We start from the raw sequence: 14,897 nt of genomic DNA on the forward strand, positions 1-14,897 counted from the left end.
CCTGGACGTCCGATGCCAAGTCCCTTGCATCAAGAGGAAGGGTGCCGGTCGCTGGAAAATCCGAGTGCGCAGTGCCTGCTCGTCGATACGGTGAGTCATTGACTTGGTGCGGGGAGAGACGATGCAGCAGGATGTAAAGCCGGAGAAGGTCGTGCTCGCGGTTGCGAAGGCTATTGAGGCCAAGTTCACTCGTGGGGACTGGCTAGCATTTGCCTACGAGACGGGTTGCGCCGACCGAGTCCGGGAGCACCCCAGACTGCTGCGCAGTCTGGACTGGAATGACGAGGACTATTCGGGTCACGTGCTCGACATGGTCGAGGAAATTCTCCGGCCGTCCGGCCGAACCGTCGGTGACGGTTCGTACAGGATCGCTACCAGGGCCATCGATGCAGTGAACTTCGCCGTCGCTGAGCGAATGCTTGGGCTTCCTGAGTGGCTCGCCCAGCACGAGCCTGTCCTCTTCAGCGGCATCTACGGTAGCCAAGTGGCTGACGTTGGTGTGGATGAACTGCAGGCGGCAGCCAAAAAACTCGGCCTTGCAGATGTCGACGAACATGCCGCCCGTATCCGGCGTGGCATTCGAGACGACCCAGCGCAAGCAATCGGCTCAGCTAAGGAATTGGTGGAGACCGTCCTTAAGGCAGTGCTAGGCCTTCACGGCAACGGACCAGAAACGAAGAAGGACATTCCGTACTTGTTGAAGGAGGCCAACATTGCTCTGGGCCTGGATCCGGCGGGAGCCAAGGGCAGCGAACCAGGGGCCGTACAGCGCCGCAAGGCGCTTGGTGCCCTCACGAATCTCGTGAACAGTATTGCGGAGCTACGGAACGCTGGGTTCGGGACAGGCCACGGACTAAGTCAACGTCCCACGCTGGATGTTGCGACGGCGCGGCTGGCGGTGTCCGCGGCCGTCACTGCTGCGACCTTCTACATCGAGGCCCACGCTGCGGAGCAGGCATAACCAATCAGCATCGCCCCGACAGACGCCCCTTGTGGTACGACGTTGCCCTCGCTCCGCTGCACAGACGCTTCTCGCTGGGGGCTTGCAGTGAGGCGATCACCCAACTGAAAAGCGTGCGACGTGGCCGAGTTGTCCGTTTCTCTGGAGGCCACACATTGGAGTGGTTGCGGCCGGTACGACTACGCTGATCTGTCTGAGTCCAGCTGCACGCGTGTGCAAGCAGTGGCCGGCCGTGTGGGAGCACGGGCGGGACAAGGCGCGGAGGAAGAGTGCAGTTCACGGTCGTGGAGCGGGGCCAACGACAACCGAAAGGTGTACGGTCGCAGGCCCTGCTTGTCAGAGATTCATGGAACGACTACGGCTTCGTCACCATGTTCCACCTGGTGATCTACGACGACGACGGACGCCGCCACGGGATCGGCGAGGTGAAGATCGGCGAGCTGGGGATGCACCCAGGGCGCGATCAGAGCAACGAGGGCCCGGGCCGAGTTGCGCGCATGCCTGAGAGCTTCGAAGTGCTCGGGGAGCGGCACTTTTCATTGGGCCAAGATGACTCGTACTACGAACGCCTGCGCCAACTCGGCGACGACATTCGCGTGCTAGTCCTGACCGCGCTGAAGGACATAGCCTTCAACGAGAGCATCTTCGACCGCGTCCAGCACGAGCAAGTGACACGCGATTCACTCATGCGGTTCGTGAAACCGAGCGCCGTCGAGGAGCAGTTCCGCCGCATCGCTCAGGGCGGCGTTCGAGTCTCAGGATTCCAAGTGGCCTACGAGGCACCAGTCCCCGCTGGAGGTGGGGGAAAGTCGGTGATCCTTCCGTTCGAGGTGTCTCCAAACTCGCGACCGTCCACGAACATCCATGTGCTAACCGGCCGCAACAGCGTCGGCAAGTCCTACCTCCTGAACAGCCTGACACGCTGTGTGGGCGACTACGAAGCTCCTGAGGAAGACGTCGGCCGCATCATTGAGTACAACCGAGGCACTCGCAGGTCCTTCGCGAACCTGGTCAGCGTCACCTTCAGCGCCTTCGACGAGTTCCCGCTCATCCACGACGACGATGTGGCCATCTCCTACGCCTACGTCGGGCTGAAGATCCCCACTGGGGGATCGCGTGCGCCACGGGTCAAAACATCTGGCCAAATCAAGAAGGACTTCGCGGACAGCGTGGAGGCATGCCTGACCGGGGAGCGGGCAGATCGGTGGGCGAAAGCCCTGCGAACCTTGCAATACGCTGGCAACGGCCTCCTCGACGAGACATGGCTGGCGGACTTCCAGGCCACCCGGAGCGCGAATACACGCCGGCGCAAAGCGCGGCAGTTGTTCAGCAGCCTCAGCTCGGGTCACAAGGTTGTCCTGCTGACCATGACCCGCTTGGTCGAGCACGTCACTGAGCGTTCGCTGGTGATCATCGACGAGCCGGAATCCCATCTGCACCCGCCACTACTGGCCGCGTTCATACGTGCTCTATCCGACCTGCTCGCGGACCGTAACGGTCTGGCGGTCGTTGCCACGCACTCGCCCGTCGTCCTCCAAGAGGTTCCGGCGTCCTGCGTGTGGAAACTGAGGCGCCATGGCAACCAGTTGGTTGCCGACCGCCCAACCATCGAGACGTTCGGCGAGAATGTCGGCGTCCTCACTCACGAGGTGTTCGGGCTCGAAGTGACCGACTCCGGATTCCACCGTGATCTGAAGGCCGCAGTACGCCAGGGGCTCTCGTACGAGCATGTTCTTGGACGGTTCAACGGCCAGCTTGGCGGCGAGGCCAAGGCTATCGTCCGATCCCTTATCGCCGTCCGAGACTCAGACGGACCCGCGAACTGGGAGCGTCGGATCTGATGTGGGCTCTGCCAATCCCTGAACTCTCGGCCCGAACGGTCTACCTGACCTGTATAAGCAAGTCCCGGCCGAAGGCCAAGACGCGACTGAAGGCCCTGGAAGAGGAGGTGGTCAACGCCGCCGACCGGTTCGAAACCGCAGCTGCAGCGGCTGCCCTCCACACACTGGCGGACCTCAAGGTCAAGCCCACCGACAAGGCCGACAGAGCCGAGCTGACCAAGAACTACACGCAGCGCATGTCCCGCAAGGGTAATCCAGGCAGGGACGAGTACGACAAGCTGAAGGCCGCAGCGCCCTTGGGACGCTGCCCTCTGTGCGGTCACCGGGATGTAGAGACCCTCGACCATCAGCTGCCAAAGACGGCGTATCCTCTGCTGTCTGTCGTGCCGTTCAACCTGGTTCCCGCGTGCCACAAGTGCAACACGGTGAAGGGCGAGACCGCTCCGAACAGCGCGGGTGAGCAGACACTCCACCCCTATTTCGACGACGTCGGCAAAGAGAAGTGGCTCTTCGCCCGTGTCCACGAAGTGGCCCCCGCAGCCGTCGAATTCTATGTGCAGCCGCCGTCCGCGTGGGACACCATCCTCACGACGCGGGTTCACCGGCACTTCCGCACATTCGGACTCGCGTCCCTGTACGGATCTCAGGCAGCTCGGGAAATGAGCAGCCTCCGTTACATCCTCAAACGCAAGGCCCCGTCGATGGTCGGCGATCACCTGCGGGACGAGGCCGCCGGCTTGGCCGAGGAAGATCCGAACCTGTGGCGGGCCGCCATGTACCAGGCGCTGGCTAGTAGTTCCTGGTACATCGATGGCGGCTTCGCCTTGGAGTAGCCGCGCATCCGCAATGAAGCCAGCCCATCCGCAGACTCGCTGCTACCTGCGGCAAGTACACACGGCCGTGTCATCCGGATCGGCCGCGAGGCGTCATGGTGAATGCTCGCCCGCTGCAGCGTCACCTTCCAGTGGACCAAGACGTGGAAGGAGTCCCCGGAAAGGGACGCGGCTGCTTCCCGCCCGATCACCGTGGCGGGCGCGTCGGTGGACATCGCATCGGGCTCGACGCCCCGGGCGAAGCTCGGGAAGCCCGGTGGCAAAGTTGGCTATTGCCTCGTGTCGGCGACCAACTCGCCAACCATAAAGGCCCGTACGGCTTCTTCGAGGATCGCTGTGTACCGCCTGAGTTCGTGATTCTCCTGGGCCAGCGGGCTGTCGCGGTCTGGGTGTGCCGCGAAGGCCTCGTCCATCTCCCGCAGACGAGCCTCAAGTTCCGACTGCTCCGGTGCTCGTCCGGCGGCTACGGCGAGCCGGGCGGCTCGCCGGGCGGCGAACTGCGTGAGGAGTTCCCGCTGCTCTTCGGTGAGCCCTTCGTTGGTGGTGACGTTCTCGTCCTTCTCGTCCATTCCCTCTTCTCCTCACTCACGTTCCCGGTCCCTTGCGCGGTCCCGGGTTGGGTCCGCGGCGCCGGTGATGGTTCTGTTCGTCCTGTGCACTGTCGGCCCGCCGCCGGCGGAGGGCGTCGTCCGCCGGCACGCCAGGTGTGACGGGGGCCAGGCCGCGCCGCGCTCGTTCTGCGTCGCGGTGGGCGTGGACTTCCTCCAGGCGCTGCTGGATGCGGGAGCGCTGGAAGAGCGTCATGGCCTCGTGCAACTCGGTCCACTGCTCACGCTCTTCGGCCTCATCAGGAGTCTCTCCCAAAGGCTCGTCGGAGTCGATCTGGTTCAGCATCCGATAGGCGGTGAGAGCTGCGATGAGTTGCAGCCACTGCTCCTGCTGAGTGGTGTCCTCCGTGTCCGGTGCAGGTATCTGCTCGACCCACTCCTCAAGGGCTTCCTGTCCCTCCAGGGCTTGGCGCAGGGCGAGTTCGGCGAATGCTGCGGCGGCGGCCGATACCGCCTCCCGGTCCTCAGGTTCGGACACGTGGGCGTCGAGCAGTCGGTACTGGAAGTTTTCGGCTGTGCGGACGGCGATCCGTATCCCGCCGGACGGCTCGTCGGGCCGATGCCGCGCGGCGGCGGACGCGCGGGCACGGCGGCCGACCTCGGCGATGCGCTGCTGGAAGATCGACCAGGCATGGGCGTCGCGGGGATCAGCCGGCTGCTCACCAATGCCGGGAACGTCGTCGCCCAGGGCGTGGCGGATGCGCCACACCTCGGCCACCGCCGCCGTGCGCTCCCACTGTTCGCGAAGGTCGGTTCCCTCGACGGGGACCGGTCCGAGGACCCGGGTCCACGGCGGTGGGGACTCGGCCAGAGCAAGTCCCATCTGCTCCAGGCGCTCGGAGAGCACGAAGCGCCGCTCGACCAAGTGTTGACGCCAGCCCTCCGGAGTGTCCAAGTCCCGTACGGCGGCAGAGGGAGCGATCCAGTCGGGCAGGTGACCGCTGTTGTCCAGGACCGGTGCCGGACCGTGCGGGAGCTCGTCGCGCAGCCGCTGTTCGGCTCGGATCTTGGCGGCAATGAGGTGGGCGCGCTTGAGTCGTTCCCGGGCCGTGTCCTGGCGGAGGAGGTTGGCAGTGCGCTCGGCGCGGGTGGCCGCCACCGGCTGGCGGGCGGTGCGGCCGACGCCACGACCAGGTTCACGCTGCCAGTCCTCACGCATCCGTTCGCGCGCGGGCATCGCCCTGCGCAGCTGCTGCTCGCGCCGCAGCAGAGCGTGTTCCACAGCAGCCGCGCGTTCGGTTTCGTGGTCCCCTTCGTGTTCCACGCGGCGGATGCGGGCCCGCACCTGGGCGATGGCCTCGGCGAGTTGGGCTTGCGTGAGGTGTCCGTGTGCCCGGTCGGGCCAGGCGGGATGGGGAAGTCCGTTTGCCACGATGGGCCGGGGCTGGCTGTCGACAGCGGCGTCCGCACGCAGCAGTTCGTCCAGGGCGGTCCGCCGGTGCTGCTCGGCGAGTTCCAGGAGGCGCTGCAGCTGTTCCGTGCTGAGCGTCTTCAGCGGGCGGCTGCGACCCGGCTCGGTCTCCCGGCGCGCGGCACGTTCGGCTGCCTGCCCTCCAACTTCGACGCGGTAGTCGATGCGCCAGGCCAGCACGGCAGCCGGGTCTTCCGCGTCCGCGAAGTCCCGCTCGTCAAAGGCGACCCGGATGAGCCGGCCGAGGTCCCAGCCTTCGGCTTCGGCGGCGCGCAGCGAGCGCTCGGCGACCTCCCAGGCGTCCGCGGCGATGAACATCTCAGCCTCAGGCCCAAGGACACGGCGGGTGAGGCTCTGCAGCCGCTGGCTGGTGGCACGGGCGTAGACGTCGGTGTACTCGGCTACGAGCTGGCTGATGCTGTAGGCGCGTTCCTGTTCGGCCTCGATCATCTCGTGAGCGGAGATGGAGGCCTGGCTGCTGTGGGCCACGGTGTCCAGCACGTCGCGCATGTTCTGGGCGTCGTCGGTGACGACGTAGATGTGGTTGGACTGGCGGCCCCGGGTTGCCTCGACGTACGCAGCCTCCCGCGAGGTGCGCGCGGTGATGAGGCCGTGGGCGGCGTCCACGGTGACGCCCTGGGCACGGTGTGTGGTGTATGCGTACCCGAGTTCGGCGTGCCTGCGCAGGTAGCCGCGCTGCAGAACGATCCGTCCGCCGTGGCCGCTGTGTCGGACGTGGACGTTGCCGCGCCGGTCGATCCGTTCGATCAGCCACTGGTCGCCGTTCTTCACATAGTCGCGGCCCCCGAGCAGGGAGAGTTTGCGCTGGTTCTTGCGGGTCACGATGACGTCGCCGACCGCGGCTTGGAGCTCGTCGCGCAACTGGGCGGTTCGGCTCAGGTCGAGCCGGCCGGAGGCGAGTTGGAAGGCCTGGGCCCGTAGGTTGAGTTCGCGGACCATCTCGGCGTCGTCGGCCATCATCAGCGCTTTCAAACCGGCCTCGACGTCGCGCTGCCACCCGGCGAAGACGGCGCCGAGCATTTCCTCGCGGCTGCCGCCCACGACGCGCCCGTGGTCTAGGTACCAGCTCCAGGCGTCGGCCGGGTCACCGTCGCGTAGGACAAGTGTCGCCTCTCCTTCGCCCTCGATCTGGAAGCGGTGGAGCTCTTCCAGTTCCACCACGACGCCTTCGCGGGCGAGTTGGCGCAGCAGGCCTCCCGATTCGACCGAACCGAGCTGTGCGGGATCGCCGATGAGCCGGACCAAGGCGCCGGCGGACTCCGCTTCGGCCACCACGCGCGCGAGATTCCGTGAACCCGCCATGCCCGCCTCGTCCACCACGATGACGTCGCCCGGGCGCAGCGCGTACTCCTCGGTGGCGGCCTTCCGGCGTTTGCCTCTGCGCCGTTTCAACACGCGGTGGACGATGCTGCCTTCGGTCAGCCGGTCGCGCTGGGCGAGCCAGCCATGAAGCGTGTACGCCGTGGTGTCGAGATCGCCTTCGATGACCTTCGCCGCGCGCGAGGAGGGGGCAAGAGGTATGAGCCGTCCGCCCCCGGCGGCCACGGCGTCGCGGACGAGCTGGAGTGCGGTGGTCTTGCCCGCGCCGGCGGGGCCGATGCCGCCGACAACGAGCCGGTCTGAGCAGGCGAACGCCTTCGCGAGCCGACGCTGCCCGGCATCCAGCTCATGGCCCTGGAAGCGGTCGGCGACCTCCGTGAGCCGGTCCCCGGCGAGCGCGGGGACCACCACGGTGCGTGCCGCGTTCAAGACCCGGTCCTCTGCGGCCAAAACCTCCCGCGAGGTGTAGCGGACGGACTCGCGGCGCCGGTAGATGCTTGTGCCGTCGGCCCGCAGCAGAGGGGCGAACGGCCGGTGCAGGTCGGGCGGTGTGATGCTGAGCGAACCATGAGCCAGCACGCGTTCGGTGATCCGCTCGGCGAGCCCGTCGGCAGCCGAGCTGCGGCCCCGGGTGAGCCGTACGACGTGGCGTCGCGCCTCGGCCAGCACATGTCGCTCGCCCCATACCGCTCGCGAATCGGAGACCACGGCAAGGACATCCTCAGCAGCCTGCACTACGTCTATCTCGGCAAGATCGCTGCCGCCGTCACCTGATACTGACGCCTGGGCCTGCGCTGTACGCAGCAGCGCATCAACCCGTTCCTGGCCGACCGCCGCGACAGCCTGCCTGCGCCACGCAGCACGCAACTGGGCCAGGGACCGTCCCTTCTTCTTGGCCGGCCTGGTCTCCAGCGTGGCCTGCTGGATGAGCGCCATCCGGGCCGCCGTCCCCGGCTCCTTGCCGTGCTCCTCGCGGTAGGCCTGTAGCAGTTCCTCCAGCCGCCTGCCGATGTCTCGCGTGCGTTTCGAATGCGGCTGCAGCACCCCGCGGTCGAAGCCTTTGATCCCCATGACCGGCCGCTTGCCCGGGGTGACCTCACGCTCCTCGGCCTCCAGCCCGAGCCGCGCGCACACCTTCTCGACCACGACCTGGTTGTAGAACTCGGAGGCGGCAACTCCCATCGCGTACAGCAGCTTTCCGTCGATCGAGCGCCACTTGCCGTCGGCCCCGCGGACCTTGTTCGCCACGACCAGGTGATGGTGGAGCAGGGGTTCGCCAAGCCGGTTGTCGTAGTGCTTGAAGAGGGTGGCGACCAGTCCGCCCCGCACGTCTTCCTGGGCAACGCCGTTGATGCCCGTCCGGGTGGCGAGCGCGTGCTCCTCGATCCAGCCGATCGTCTCAAGGACCGCCTCTTCGTCGCACTCCATCGTGATCCGACAGACCTCCTCGTCACCCTCACCGAACAGACCCTTGCCGATCTCCTCCGGAGGACGCAGAACCAGGTCATACGCGACAACCGCCTGCTGCTTCGAAGCGGTGTTGGCGCTGATGTAACGGGCGAGTTCCTCGGCATCCTTGGGAGAGCGGCCGAAGTCCGCCCGGAAGGCGATGGCGCCGGCCTTGGCGCGCACCTTCTTGCGCTCATCGGCCGTGGCCTCCCCTCCCTTGCTGGCTTCGAAGGCCTCGATCTCGTCCTGGATCTTCACTGCGAGGGGGCCGGCGTTCTGGTCGTACCGGTAGAAGCGGCGTCCCAGTCGTGCCCGGCGGGTGGCCTCGGCGGGTGAGAGTCCCTCGGCCACTGCCGCCTTGATGATCTCGTCCGCGTTCGGGTGTAGCCCCTCGCCGTACAGGGCCTCCATCTGCTCCTCGGACACCGTCCCGGAGACGCCGAGTTCCGCGATCCCGCCACCGACCCATACCCCGGGCGGATTTCCTTCCGCCGTGTAGTAATCGCCCAGGTCGCGGTCGGGAGAACGGCGCACATCACCGGTCACGGTCTCGCTCGTGTAATAGCGATAGCCATCCCCAGCTGAGAGCTTGTGGATGGTCATCATGCACTCAGATTACCTTGTGTCATTGTGAATGCAAGAGCTTTGACCGCGAAGAAGGTGGGTGCAGGGATGGGGAGTTGGCGAGCGAGGAACGAGTCGAGCCAACGAGCCGACCTGCACCTTCCTTCTTCGCGGACCGCGAAGCGCCACGGTTTTCCGCAGGTCCGCTCTCCCGAGCGGACCTGCGGAAAACCGCGCAGTTCGCGTTATCCACAGGCAAGATCAAATCATTCTGATTGCCTCTGAATGCCTCTGGGTGCGTCATTCGGAGAAGGCCCCTAATTGCCCATGTGGCGAGGCTGGATTCATCGGCCACAATGGCCCAGAACCCATCGCTCAGGGGAGGCAAGTTCGATGGCTCAACGCAGGCCGAGGAAATCGGCGCGCGAGGTCGAGGCCCGCGAGAGAGTACGCGCGCGCCGGGCCGAGCACTGGGCACGTGAGCGTCAGCTGGAGGACCTTGCGACCGACTACGAAGTGGCGGCGCAGGAAATCAAGGACGTCACCACGGAGGCCGAGGAGAAGATCGCCGCGTACGCCGCCCGGCTCCGCGGCGAAGCCGAGACCGCAAAGCAGAAGCTGTGGGACCGGCAGGCCGAGAGCGTCGGTCAGATGCTCAAGCTCGACGGCGTCCGTTCCGTCGCCGATCGGCTCGGCGAGTCCGCGGAGACCGTTCGCAAGGTCGCCGCCGCCAGACCCGGCGGAGAGCAAGCCGGGAAGCCGGATTACGGCCCGGCAGTGGCGCAGTCGACCGGACAGGAGTCGGCAACGAGCCAGCCTGTTACCGATCCGACCACGCCCGCGAACGCGGCGGCCACGCCGCCTCCCGGTCCGGTGCCGCCCAGGCCGGCCGAGCAGCGCGCGGCCTCGGCATGAGAGGGGAAGGGATGACCCGTAACGGGATGACGGAACGGCCGATCGAGGACCTGGATCCCGAGTGGATCGGTCTCAAGATGGAGGTGCAGGACGAACAGGGGGCGACGATCGGCTTCCGGCTTGGCCGGTACGAGAAGACGGCGGTCGACGGCAAGCCCATGTGGCGCCTCTTCAGCGACCAACCCGCGTGGAGCGTCACGGTGTACGAAGGGACCAAGCTCCGCTACGTATCCCAGCCCCCCAATCCGGCAAGCCAGACCGGCCACTACGCACAACAGCCGGTACCGGCCGCCCACCCGGCGCCGCAGGTACCCCAGTACCCCGTATCAGCTCCGCCGGGGCCGACTGTTCGAAACCCGCAGTCCTGGGTGAACCAGCCGCGCCAGTAGGTGGCGTCGGCACAGGCAGCGAACGAACAAAGCCGCGGCCCCCGTACCGACCAAGAGGACGTCGGTACGGGGGCCGCGGCTTCGCGCTGCCGCCTGCGTCAGCGGCTGGCGCTCATGGCGTTCCGGGGTGTGCAGGGCGCGCGATTGACTGAGGGTGCGAGGGGGGTTTGGCGGTCGGCGGCACGGCAGAAACGACAGCGAGGGCGGTGGCTGTCAGCGGCTGCCGGAGCAAGGCTCGACCGACACCGCCTAGAGAGCGGTCTCGGCGCACGGCGCGGTCGGTGGGTGCGGGCAGGGCGTTGTAGACGGCGCGGTGGAGTGCGGGCAGGCCGGTTGTCGGGCTCAGTGGTGGGGCGGAGTCGTGCACGAGCAGCGCGTGAGACGGTCCCAGGGCACGCGGGGATGCCAGTTGACGCTCTGCCCGTCGGCCAGGGGGTGAAGGTCTTGGGGTGTGATCCACGGGAGGTCTTGGAACGCCAGGAGCGCCACGCACAGACCGCTGATCACGTCGTATCCGAAGGTCAGTTCCCGGCCCTCCAGCTCACGCCGGTTCTCCGGGGTGTCTGGAATCACGGCCGTGAACCCGAACAGGCCACGGACTTGAAGGAACGCGCGGTCCAGGAATTCAGGGGCAAGCCCGTCATGCTCGGCGATTCTGGGCAGGATGTGGGCCCGGTCGCGGGCTATCTCCTCATCGACTTCGCGGAGGAGCTGTCGGTATTCGTCGCTCGACATGAGTGGCATGCCGGTTCTCCCTTCGGTGTGGTGTCCCGGGGCGCGTGCCCCGGGCCGGCTGTCTGCTTCAGCGGCGGGCGCTCATCACGCCACGGGACGCGCGGGGTACGCGGGCAACGGGTGCGGCGGCCGGGCGCGTTGCCGATTCGGCCGTGGCTGCGGGCGCGTGCTCGGGCTCCGGCTCTTCCTGCACGTCACGCCGTGCGGGCGGGTCGTCGTAGCGCATGAGGATGCGGGTGATAGCGGCAGCCGCGTTGCGGTCCTTGGAGTGCAGGTCGCGCTCCCAGAACTCGTACGGCGTGCCACGCCGTCGCTCGAACTCGCCCATGTACCCGAGGTCTCCCCACTCGGCGCCGTCCGGGTAGTTCGACAGGCACGTCCAGCCGTAGCCGTTCAGGTTCTCCGGGTCGATCTCGGTGACGACCAGGTGACCCCATGGCGAGTGGTAGACGACGCACGGCGCCTGTTCGGCCGGGAGGCGAGGATCACGGGGGGCGAGGGAGCGCAGCACGCTCGCCCCCGGGTAGAAGGCGTGGCCGCGCAGCGTGCGCTGCGACTCGAACAGTGGCATGTCGGAGAGGGGGTGGAACTTGGGGATGCGCAGTCGCACGGGGTGTGCTCCGTTCGGTGCGGGCCCGGCCCGGGGGCGCGACCCCGGGCCGGGCGGGCATGGTCAGTAGCGGAGAGGGATCGGAGTGAGGCCGTTGCGAGCTGGTCACCGGCCCGTACGCGGCGCGGGGACTGCACCACCCCGGGGCCACACCGCGTCACACGCGAGCGTGGCTCGGGTGGCGGAGCACGAACAGCGCCTTCGCCTGGTCGGTGGTGGAGCGAACGAGCCGGGTGAAGTCCTCCCCGCCCCACACAGTCCACCGGTCGCCGCCGATCTGCGGCGACCACGCCAGCGCGTACCGTTCACCGTCGGACGTGGTGACGTCCCACCATCCGCGCTGCGTGCGCGCCGTGACGGTGGCGCCGTCGATAGCCGGAATCTCCGGACGCGGACCGTAGCGGCGCTCTACGTACGACAGGTAGTCGGCCGTCGGCTCGATCGCGATACGCCACCGGCGCCGGGACTTCTCGGCCCCTACCTCTGTCCACGTCCAGCCGAGCACGGGACGGAACCCTGCCTTCACCAGCGCACGGGATGCCGCTGCCTCCGCGTCGTCCTGGCGGACGTCGTGGCGGATGTCCAGCCGGATTGCGTGCGCCGTGGTGCACAAAGTGCCGGACTCGTCGAGCAGCCACACCACCGTTTCCCGGGTGCCCCGGTTTCGTACCAGCTCCGCCGTCACCGGCCGCGTGCGCTCCTCCGCCCGCCGGTCGCGCTTCAGCGCCTCAGCCTCCGTCCACTCCCGCCGGTCGGTGCCGTCCGTGGCGAGTCGGTGAGCCGCGCCGCGTTCGTCCTGCGTGGTCATGTCGTGGTGTTCCTCTCCGTGGGGTTGGGGCCGTGCCCCGGATGGCGTGGTCCGGTGCTCCCCGGCCCGACTCGATCGGGCCGCGCACCGTCTGTGGCGGGGCTGCGGTGCCTAGAAGGGGGGCTCGTCATGGCGGCGGGCACGGGCGGTGTGAAGCCGGTTGTTCGCCTCGGCCAACCTCTCGCCGTCCGCGACCTCGAACGCGCTCCGGTCGACCGTGTGACCGCACTCCCACGCCGTGCACACGTAGACCGGTCCTGTGCTCGCGTACAGGCCGGGCACGGGCGTGTAACCGCCGTAGTGGCACTCGGAGCAGATGTGCGGCGTGAATACCTCATGCCCGATGAACAGCTCTCCCGTGTGGCGCTGTTCAGCGATCCGGGCCCGCGCCCGGCCGCGCTGGATGCATGCCTTGTCCTCACACGCCCGGCTGCCGATGACCCCGTCGGTGGAACCGTCGTACAGGGTCACGGTGCCGGTGTCCTCGCACGAGCCGCAAAACGGGGTGCCCTCGGTGGCGTGTCCGAGCATCGCGAGCGCCACCCGCTCAGTCGGTGAGAATTCGAGGTAGCGCACCAGGGCGCCTAGGGTGCCCGGCTCGACACCTTCGGGCCGTCCGTGGCAGGTGTGGCGGCCGGTCTTGTGATCGGTGACGACGTACCAGCGGATCCGGTCGCGCACCGGAAGGCCGTTGCCCTCCAGCCGGTGACCGGTCTCGATGAACAGGGACTGTCCGGCGGTCTGGCCGTCCACGCCCTCACGCGCCTTTCCGGCCGACTGGGGGCCGTCGAGCCCGAGGACGTCACCGGCCGCGTTGAATGCGTGCACCGTGTAGCCGTTGGGCTCGGTCTTGCTGATCATCGTGCGAGTTCCTCTCACTCGGGGGGACTGCCCGGTCGGTCTCCGGGCGGGTGGTGGAGCCGGGGCGGGGCGGCCGTGCCCCGGCCGGTTTAGTGGCCGGGGCACGGCCGCGCAGGGCGGGTCAGTCGCCCTTGCGCAGCGCACGGATGGTGTCGGCGACGCGGGCGGCTATGTCGCCGAGACGGTCGCTGGACCACACGTCGACGACGTCGGTGCGGTGTGCCTCGGGGAGGGTCTCGACGTACAGGACTCCGCTGTCGGAAACGGCGAGGGTGTAGCCGCCGTTCTCGCCGTCTGCCTGGACGTAGCCGCGCACGCCCCACGAACCGGAGTCCGCGAACCACTCGTCGCCGAGGAGATCGGCTGCTGCGCGGCCGATGTCGGAGACGGCGAACGGGTATTCGGTGCCGGGCTCGGGGTGGTAGTGGCCCGCTGCGTCGCGCGCGAGAGAGACGGCGTACGCCTTCTCGTACGCCACGATGGCCTCCAGCGCGACACGGCTGGCGATCCGGCGGTACTTGCGGCGACGGCCGACCTGGGCGAAGCACACGGCGGCGATGGCCTCGTGCACCTGCTTGGCGGTCTCGGCCCAGACCGCGACGTGGTTACGGGCCGCCGCGTACTCCCGCATCACGGTCAGGCGCATGGTGAGCAGAGGGGCCACGCGTACGGGGAAGGCGGTGTATCCGCCGTGTGCGGCGCGCGCCTCGGGGGCGTGCGGGGCGATGGTGATAGGCATGATTGAGTCCTTTCGAAGCAGGCCGGTTGCTCCCCGGCCGGAAGCTGCGGGGCGCGTGGAAGGCGCCCTGGAGGGCGGAAGAGGGGATGGGTGCCGGGCGCGGCGTTCCGGCCGGCTCGTGCGTCCGACGACGTTCACGAGCGAGCTCGCGTGTGGGGCAGCCGCATCCCGGCGATTCGGTGGATCCCGGCTCGCTGCTGACAAGCGGGAGCCGGGCGGCACTCAGGCCATGCTCAGCGGCTTGTCCGGCTCGTTGCGCTCCCAGTCCTCCGTGACGTCACGGCCGTTGCGCATGACGTTGATCGTGTAGCCGTACGGGTGCACCACACCCGACTCGCGGGCCGTCTCCTCGCCGTGCTCCTCGACGTCACGCTTGACGGCGGAGGTCAGCGCCTCGTAGGCGTCGTGGTAGTCGTCGAACGTCTCGATGTCGCCGGTCTCGCACACCATCCAGAACTCGGTCTGCTCGGCGTCCTCGGTGTCCTCGGCCAAGGTGATCTCCTCGGTGGATCGTGGGTTCCGGGGGCCTTGCCCTGCCCCCTTTCGACATAGGTAAATCTATCTTTCTTGGGTGGGTTGGTCAACGTGAAATCCGGCCCAACAGGGGTCAGTCTCTGCGGACTTCGTTCGGGCCGCAGCGCTGTTGGGTTGTGCGGAAGCTCATGTTGCCGCACACGGCTACGGCGCCGAGCCGCCCCCGGTCCGGTGCCGGTGGATGCCCCCCTCCCCGTCCCGGCAAAGAAAAAGCGGGGCCCGAACGGGAGGGGGGGGAAGAAGCGGCGGGGGACCTCCCCTTCCCCCCCCCCCCTCAGGCCCCACCCCCTCTCCCCCT

The 14,897-nt window shown here is 67.8% G+C and carries 13 protein-coding genes; 5 read left to right on the forward strand and 8 right to left on the reverse strand.

Going from position 1 to position 14,897, the window contains the following annotated elements:
- Positions 1 to 121 precede the first annotated feature (121 nt).
- The 3 genes from ACZ4WS_RS38770 to ACZ4WS_RS38780 all read left to right on the forward strand — a co-directional run bounded on the left by ACZ4WS_RS38770 (position 122) and on the right by ACZ4WS_RS38780 (position 3,635).
- Positions 122 to 961 (forward strand): abortive infection family protein, encoded by an 840-nt coding sequence (locus ACZ4WS_RS38770; RefSeq protein ID WP_467987750.1) that lies wholly within the window; start codon positions 122 to 124, stop codon positions 959 to 961.
- A 269-nt stretch (positions 962 to 1,230) separates the two neighbouring features.
- On the forward strand, positions 1,231 to 2,802 hold the full coding sequence (locus ACZ4WS_RS38775; protein ID WP_467987752.1) for an AAA family ATPase: 1,572 nt from the start codon (positions 1,231 to 1,233) through the stop codon (positions 2,800 to 2,802).
- Positions 2,802 to 3,635 (forward strand): HNH endonuclease, encoded by an 834-nt coding sequence (locus ACZ4WS_RS38780; RefSeq protein WP_467987754.1) that lies wholly within the window; start codon positions 2,802 to 2,804, stop codon positions 3,633 to 3,635. Before ACZ4WS_RS38775 ends, ACZ4WS_RS38780 begins: the two co-directional genes overlap by 1 nt.
- A 269-nt stretch (positions 3,636 to 3,904) precedes the next feature.
- Here the strand turns inward: ACZ4WS_RS38780 and ACZ4WS_RS38785 are convergent, their stop codons facing one another.
- Both ACZ4WS_RS38785 and mobF read right to left on the reverse strand, forming a co-directional pair.
- The gene (locus ACZ4WS_RS38785) at positions 3,905 to 4,204 is read right to left on the reverse strand and encodes a hypothetical protein (protein WP_467987756.1); all 300 of its coding nucleotides are present in this window, start codon (positions 4,202 to 4,204) and stop codon (positions 3,905 to 3,907) included.
- Between the two features lie 16 nt (positions 4,205 to 4,220).
- Positions 4,221 to 9,050: a MobF family relaxase gene (gene mobF, locus ACZ4WS_RS38790; RefSeq protein ID WP_467987758.1), complete on the reverse strand. Its 4,830-nt coding sequence runs from the start codon at positions 9,048 to 9,050 to the stop codon at positions 4,221 to 4,223.
- Positions 9,051 to 9,401: 351 nt separating this feature from the next.
- Here mobF and ACZ4WS_RS38795 point away from each other — a divergent pair, with 351 nt between their 5' ends.
- Entirely contained in the window at positions 9,402 to 9,923 is a 522-nt protein-coding gene (locus ACZ4WS_RS38795; protein ID WP_467987760.1) for a hypothetical protein, read from the forward strand.
- 11 nt (positions 9,924 to 9,934) lie between these two features.
- A complete protein-coding gene (locus ACZ4WS_RS38800; protein WP_467987762.1) occupies positions 9,935 to 10,312 on the forward strand; it encodes a hypothetical protein in 378 nt (125 codons plus the stop codon).
- Positions 10,313 to 10,654: 342 nt separating this feature from the next.
- On the opposite strand, the gene ACZ4WS_RS38805 is transcribed toward ACZ4WS_RS38800, so the two are convergent.
- The 6 genes from ACZ4WS_RS38805 to ACZ4WS_RS38830 form a co-directional block, all read right to left on the reverse strand.
- The gene (locus tag ACZ4WS_RS38805; RefSeq protein ID WP_467987764.1) at positions 10,655 to 11,056 is read right to left on the reverse strand and encodes a hypothetical protein; all 402 of its coding nucleotides are present in this window, start codon (positions 11,054 to 11,056) and stop codon (positions 10,655 to 10,657) included.
- Positions 11,057 to 11,114: 58 nt separating this feature from the next.
- Positions 11,115 to 11,657: a hypothetical protein gene (locus tag ACZ4WS_RS38810; RefSeq protein WP_467987766.1), complete on the reverse strand. Its 543-nt coding sequence runs from the start codon at positions 11,655 to 11,657 to the stop codon at positions 11,115 to 11,117.
- Positions 11,658 to 11,814: 157 nt separating this feature from the next.
- Positions 11,815 to 12,465: a hypothetical protein gene (locus ACZ4WS_RS38815; protein ID WP_467987768.1), complete on the reverse strand. Its 651-nt coding sequence runs from the start codon at positions 12,463 to 12,465 to the stop codon at positions 11,815 to 11,817.
- Between the two features lie 111 nt (positions 12,466 to 12,576).
- Positions 12,577 to 13,326, reverse strand: coding sequence for a hypothetical protein (locus tag ACZ4WS_RS38820; RefSeq protein WP_467987769.1), 750 nt, complete (start codon positions 13,324 to 13,326; stop codon positions 12,577 to 12,579).
- Between the two features lie 121 nt (positions 13,327 to 13,447).
- Positions 13,448 to 14,065, reverse strand: coding sequence for a hypothetical protein (locus tag ACZ4WS_RS38825; protein ID WP_467987770.1), 618 nt, complete (start codon positions 14,063 to 14,065; stop codon positions 13,448 to 13,450).
- Between the two features lie 222 nt (positions 14,066 to 14,287).
- Entirely contained in the window at positions 14,288 to 14,557 is a 270-nt protein-coding gene (locus tag ACZ4WS_RS38830; protein WP_467987771.1) for a hypothetical protein, read from the reverse strand.
- Positions 14,558 to 14,897: the final 340 nt, after the last annotated feature.

It is taken from the genome of Streptomyces sp. NPDC029292, from assembly GCF_055569295.1.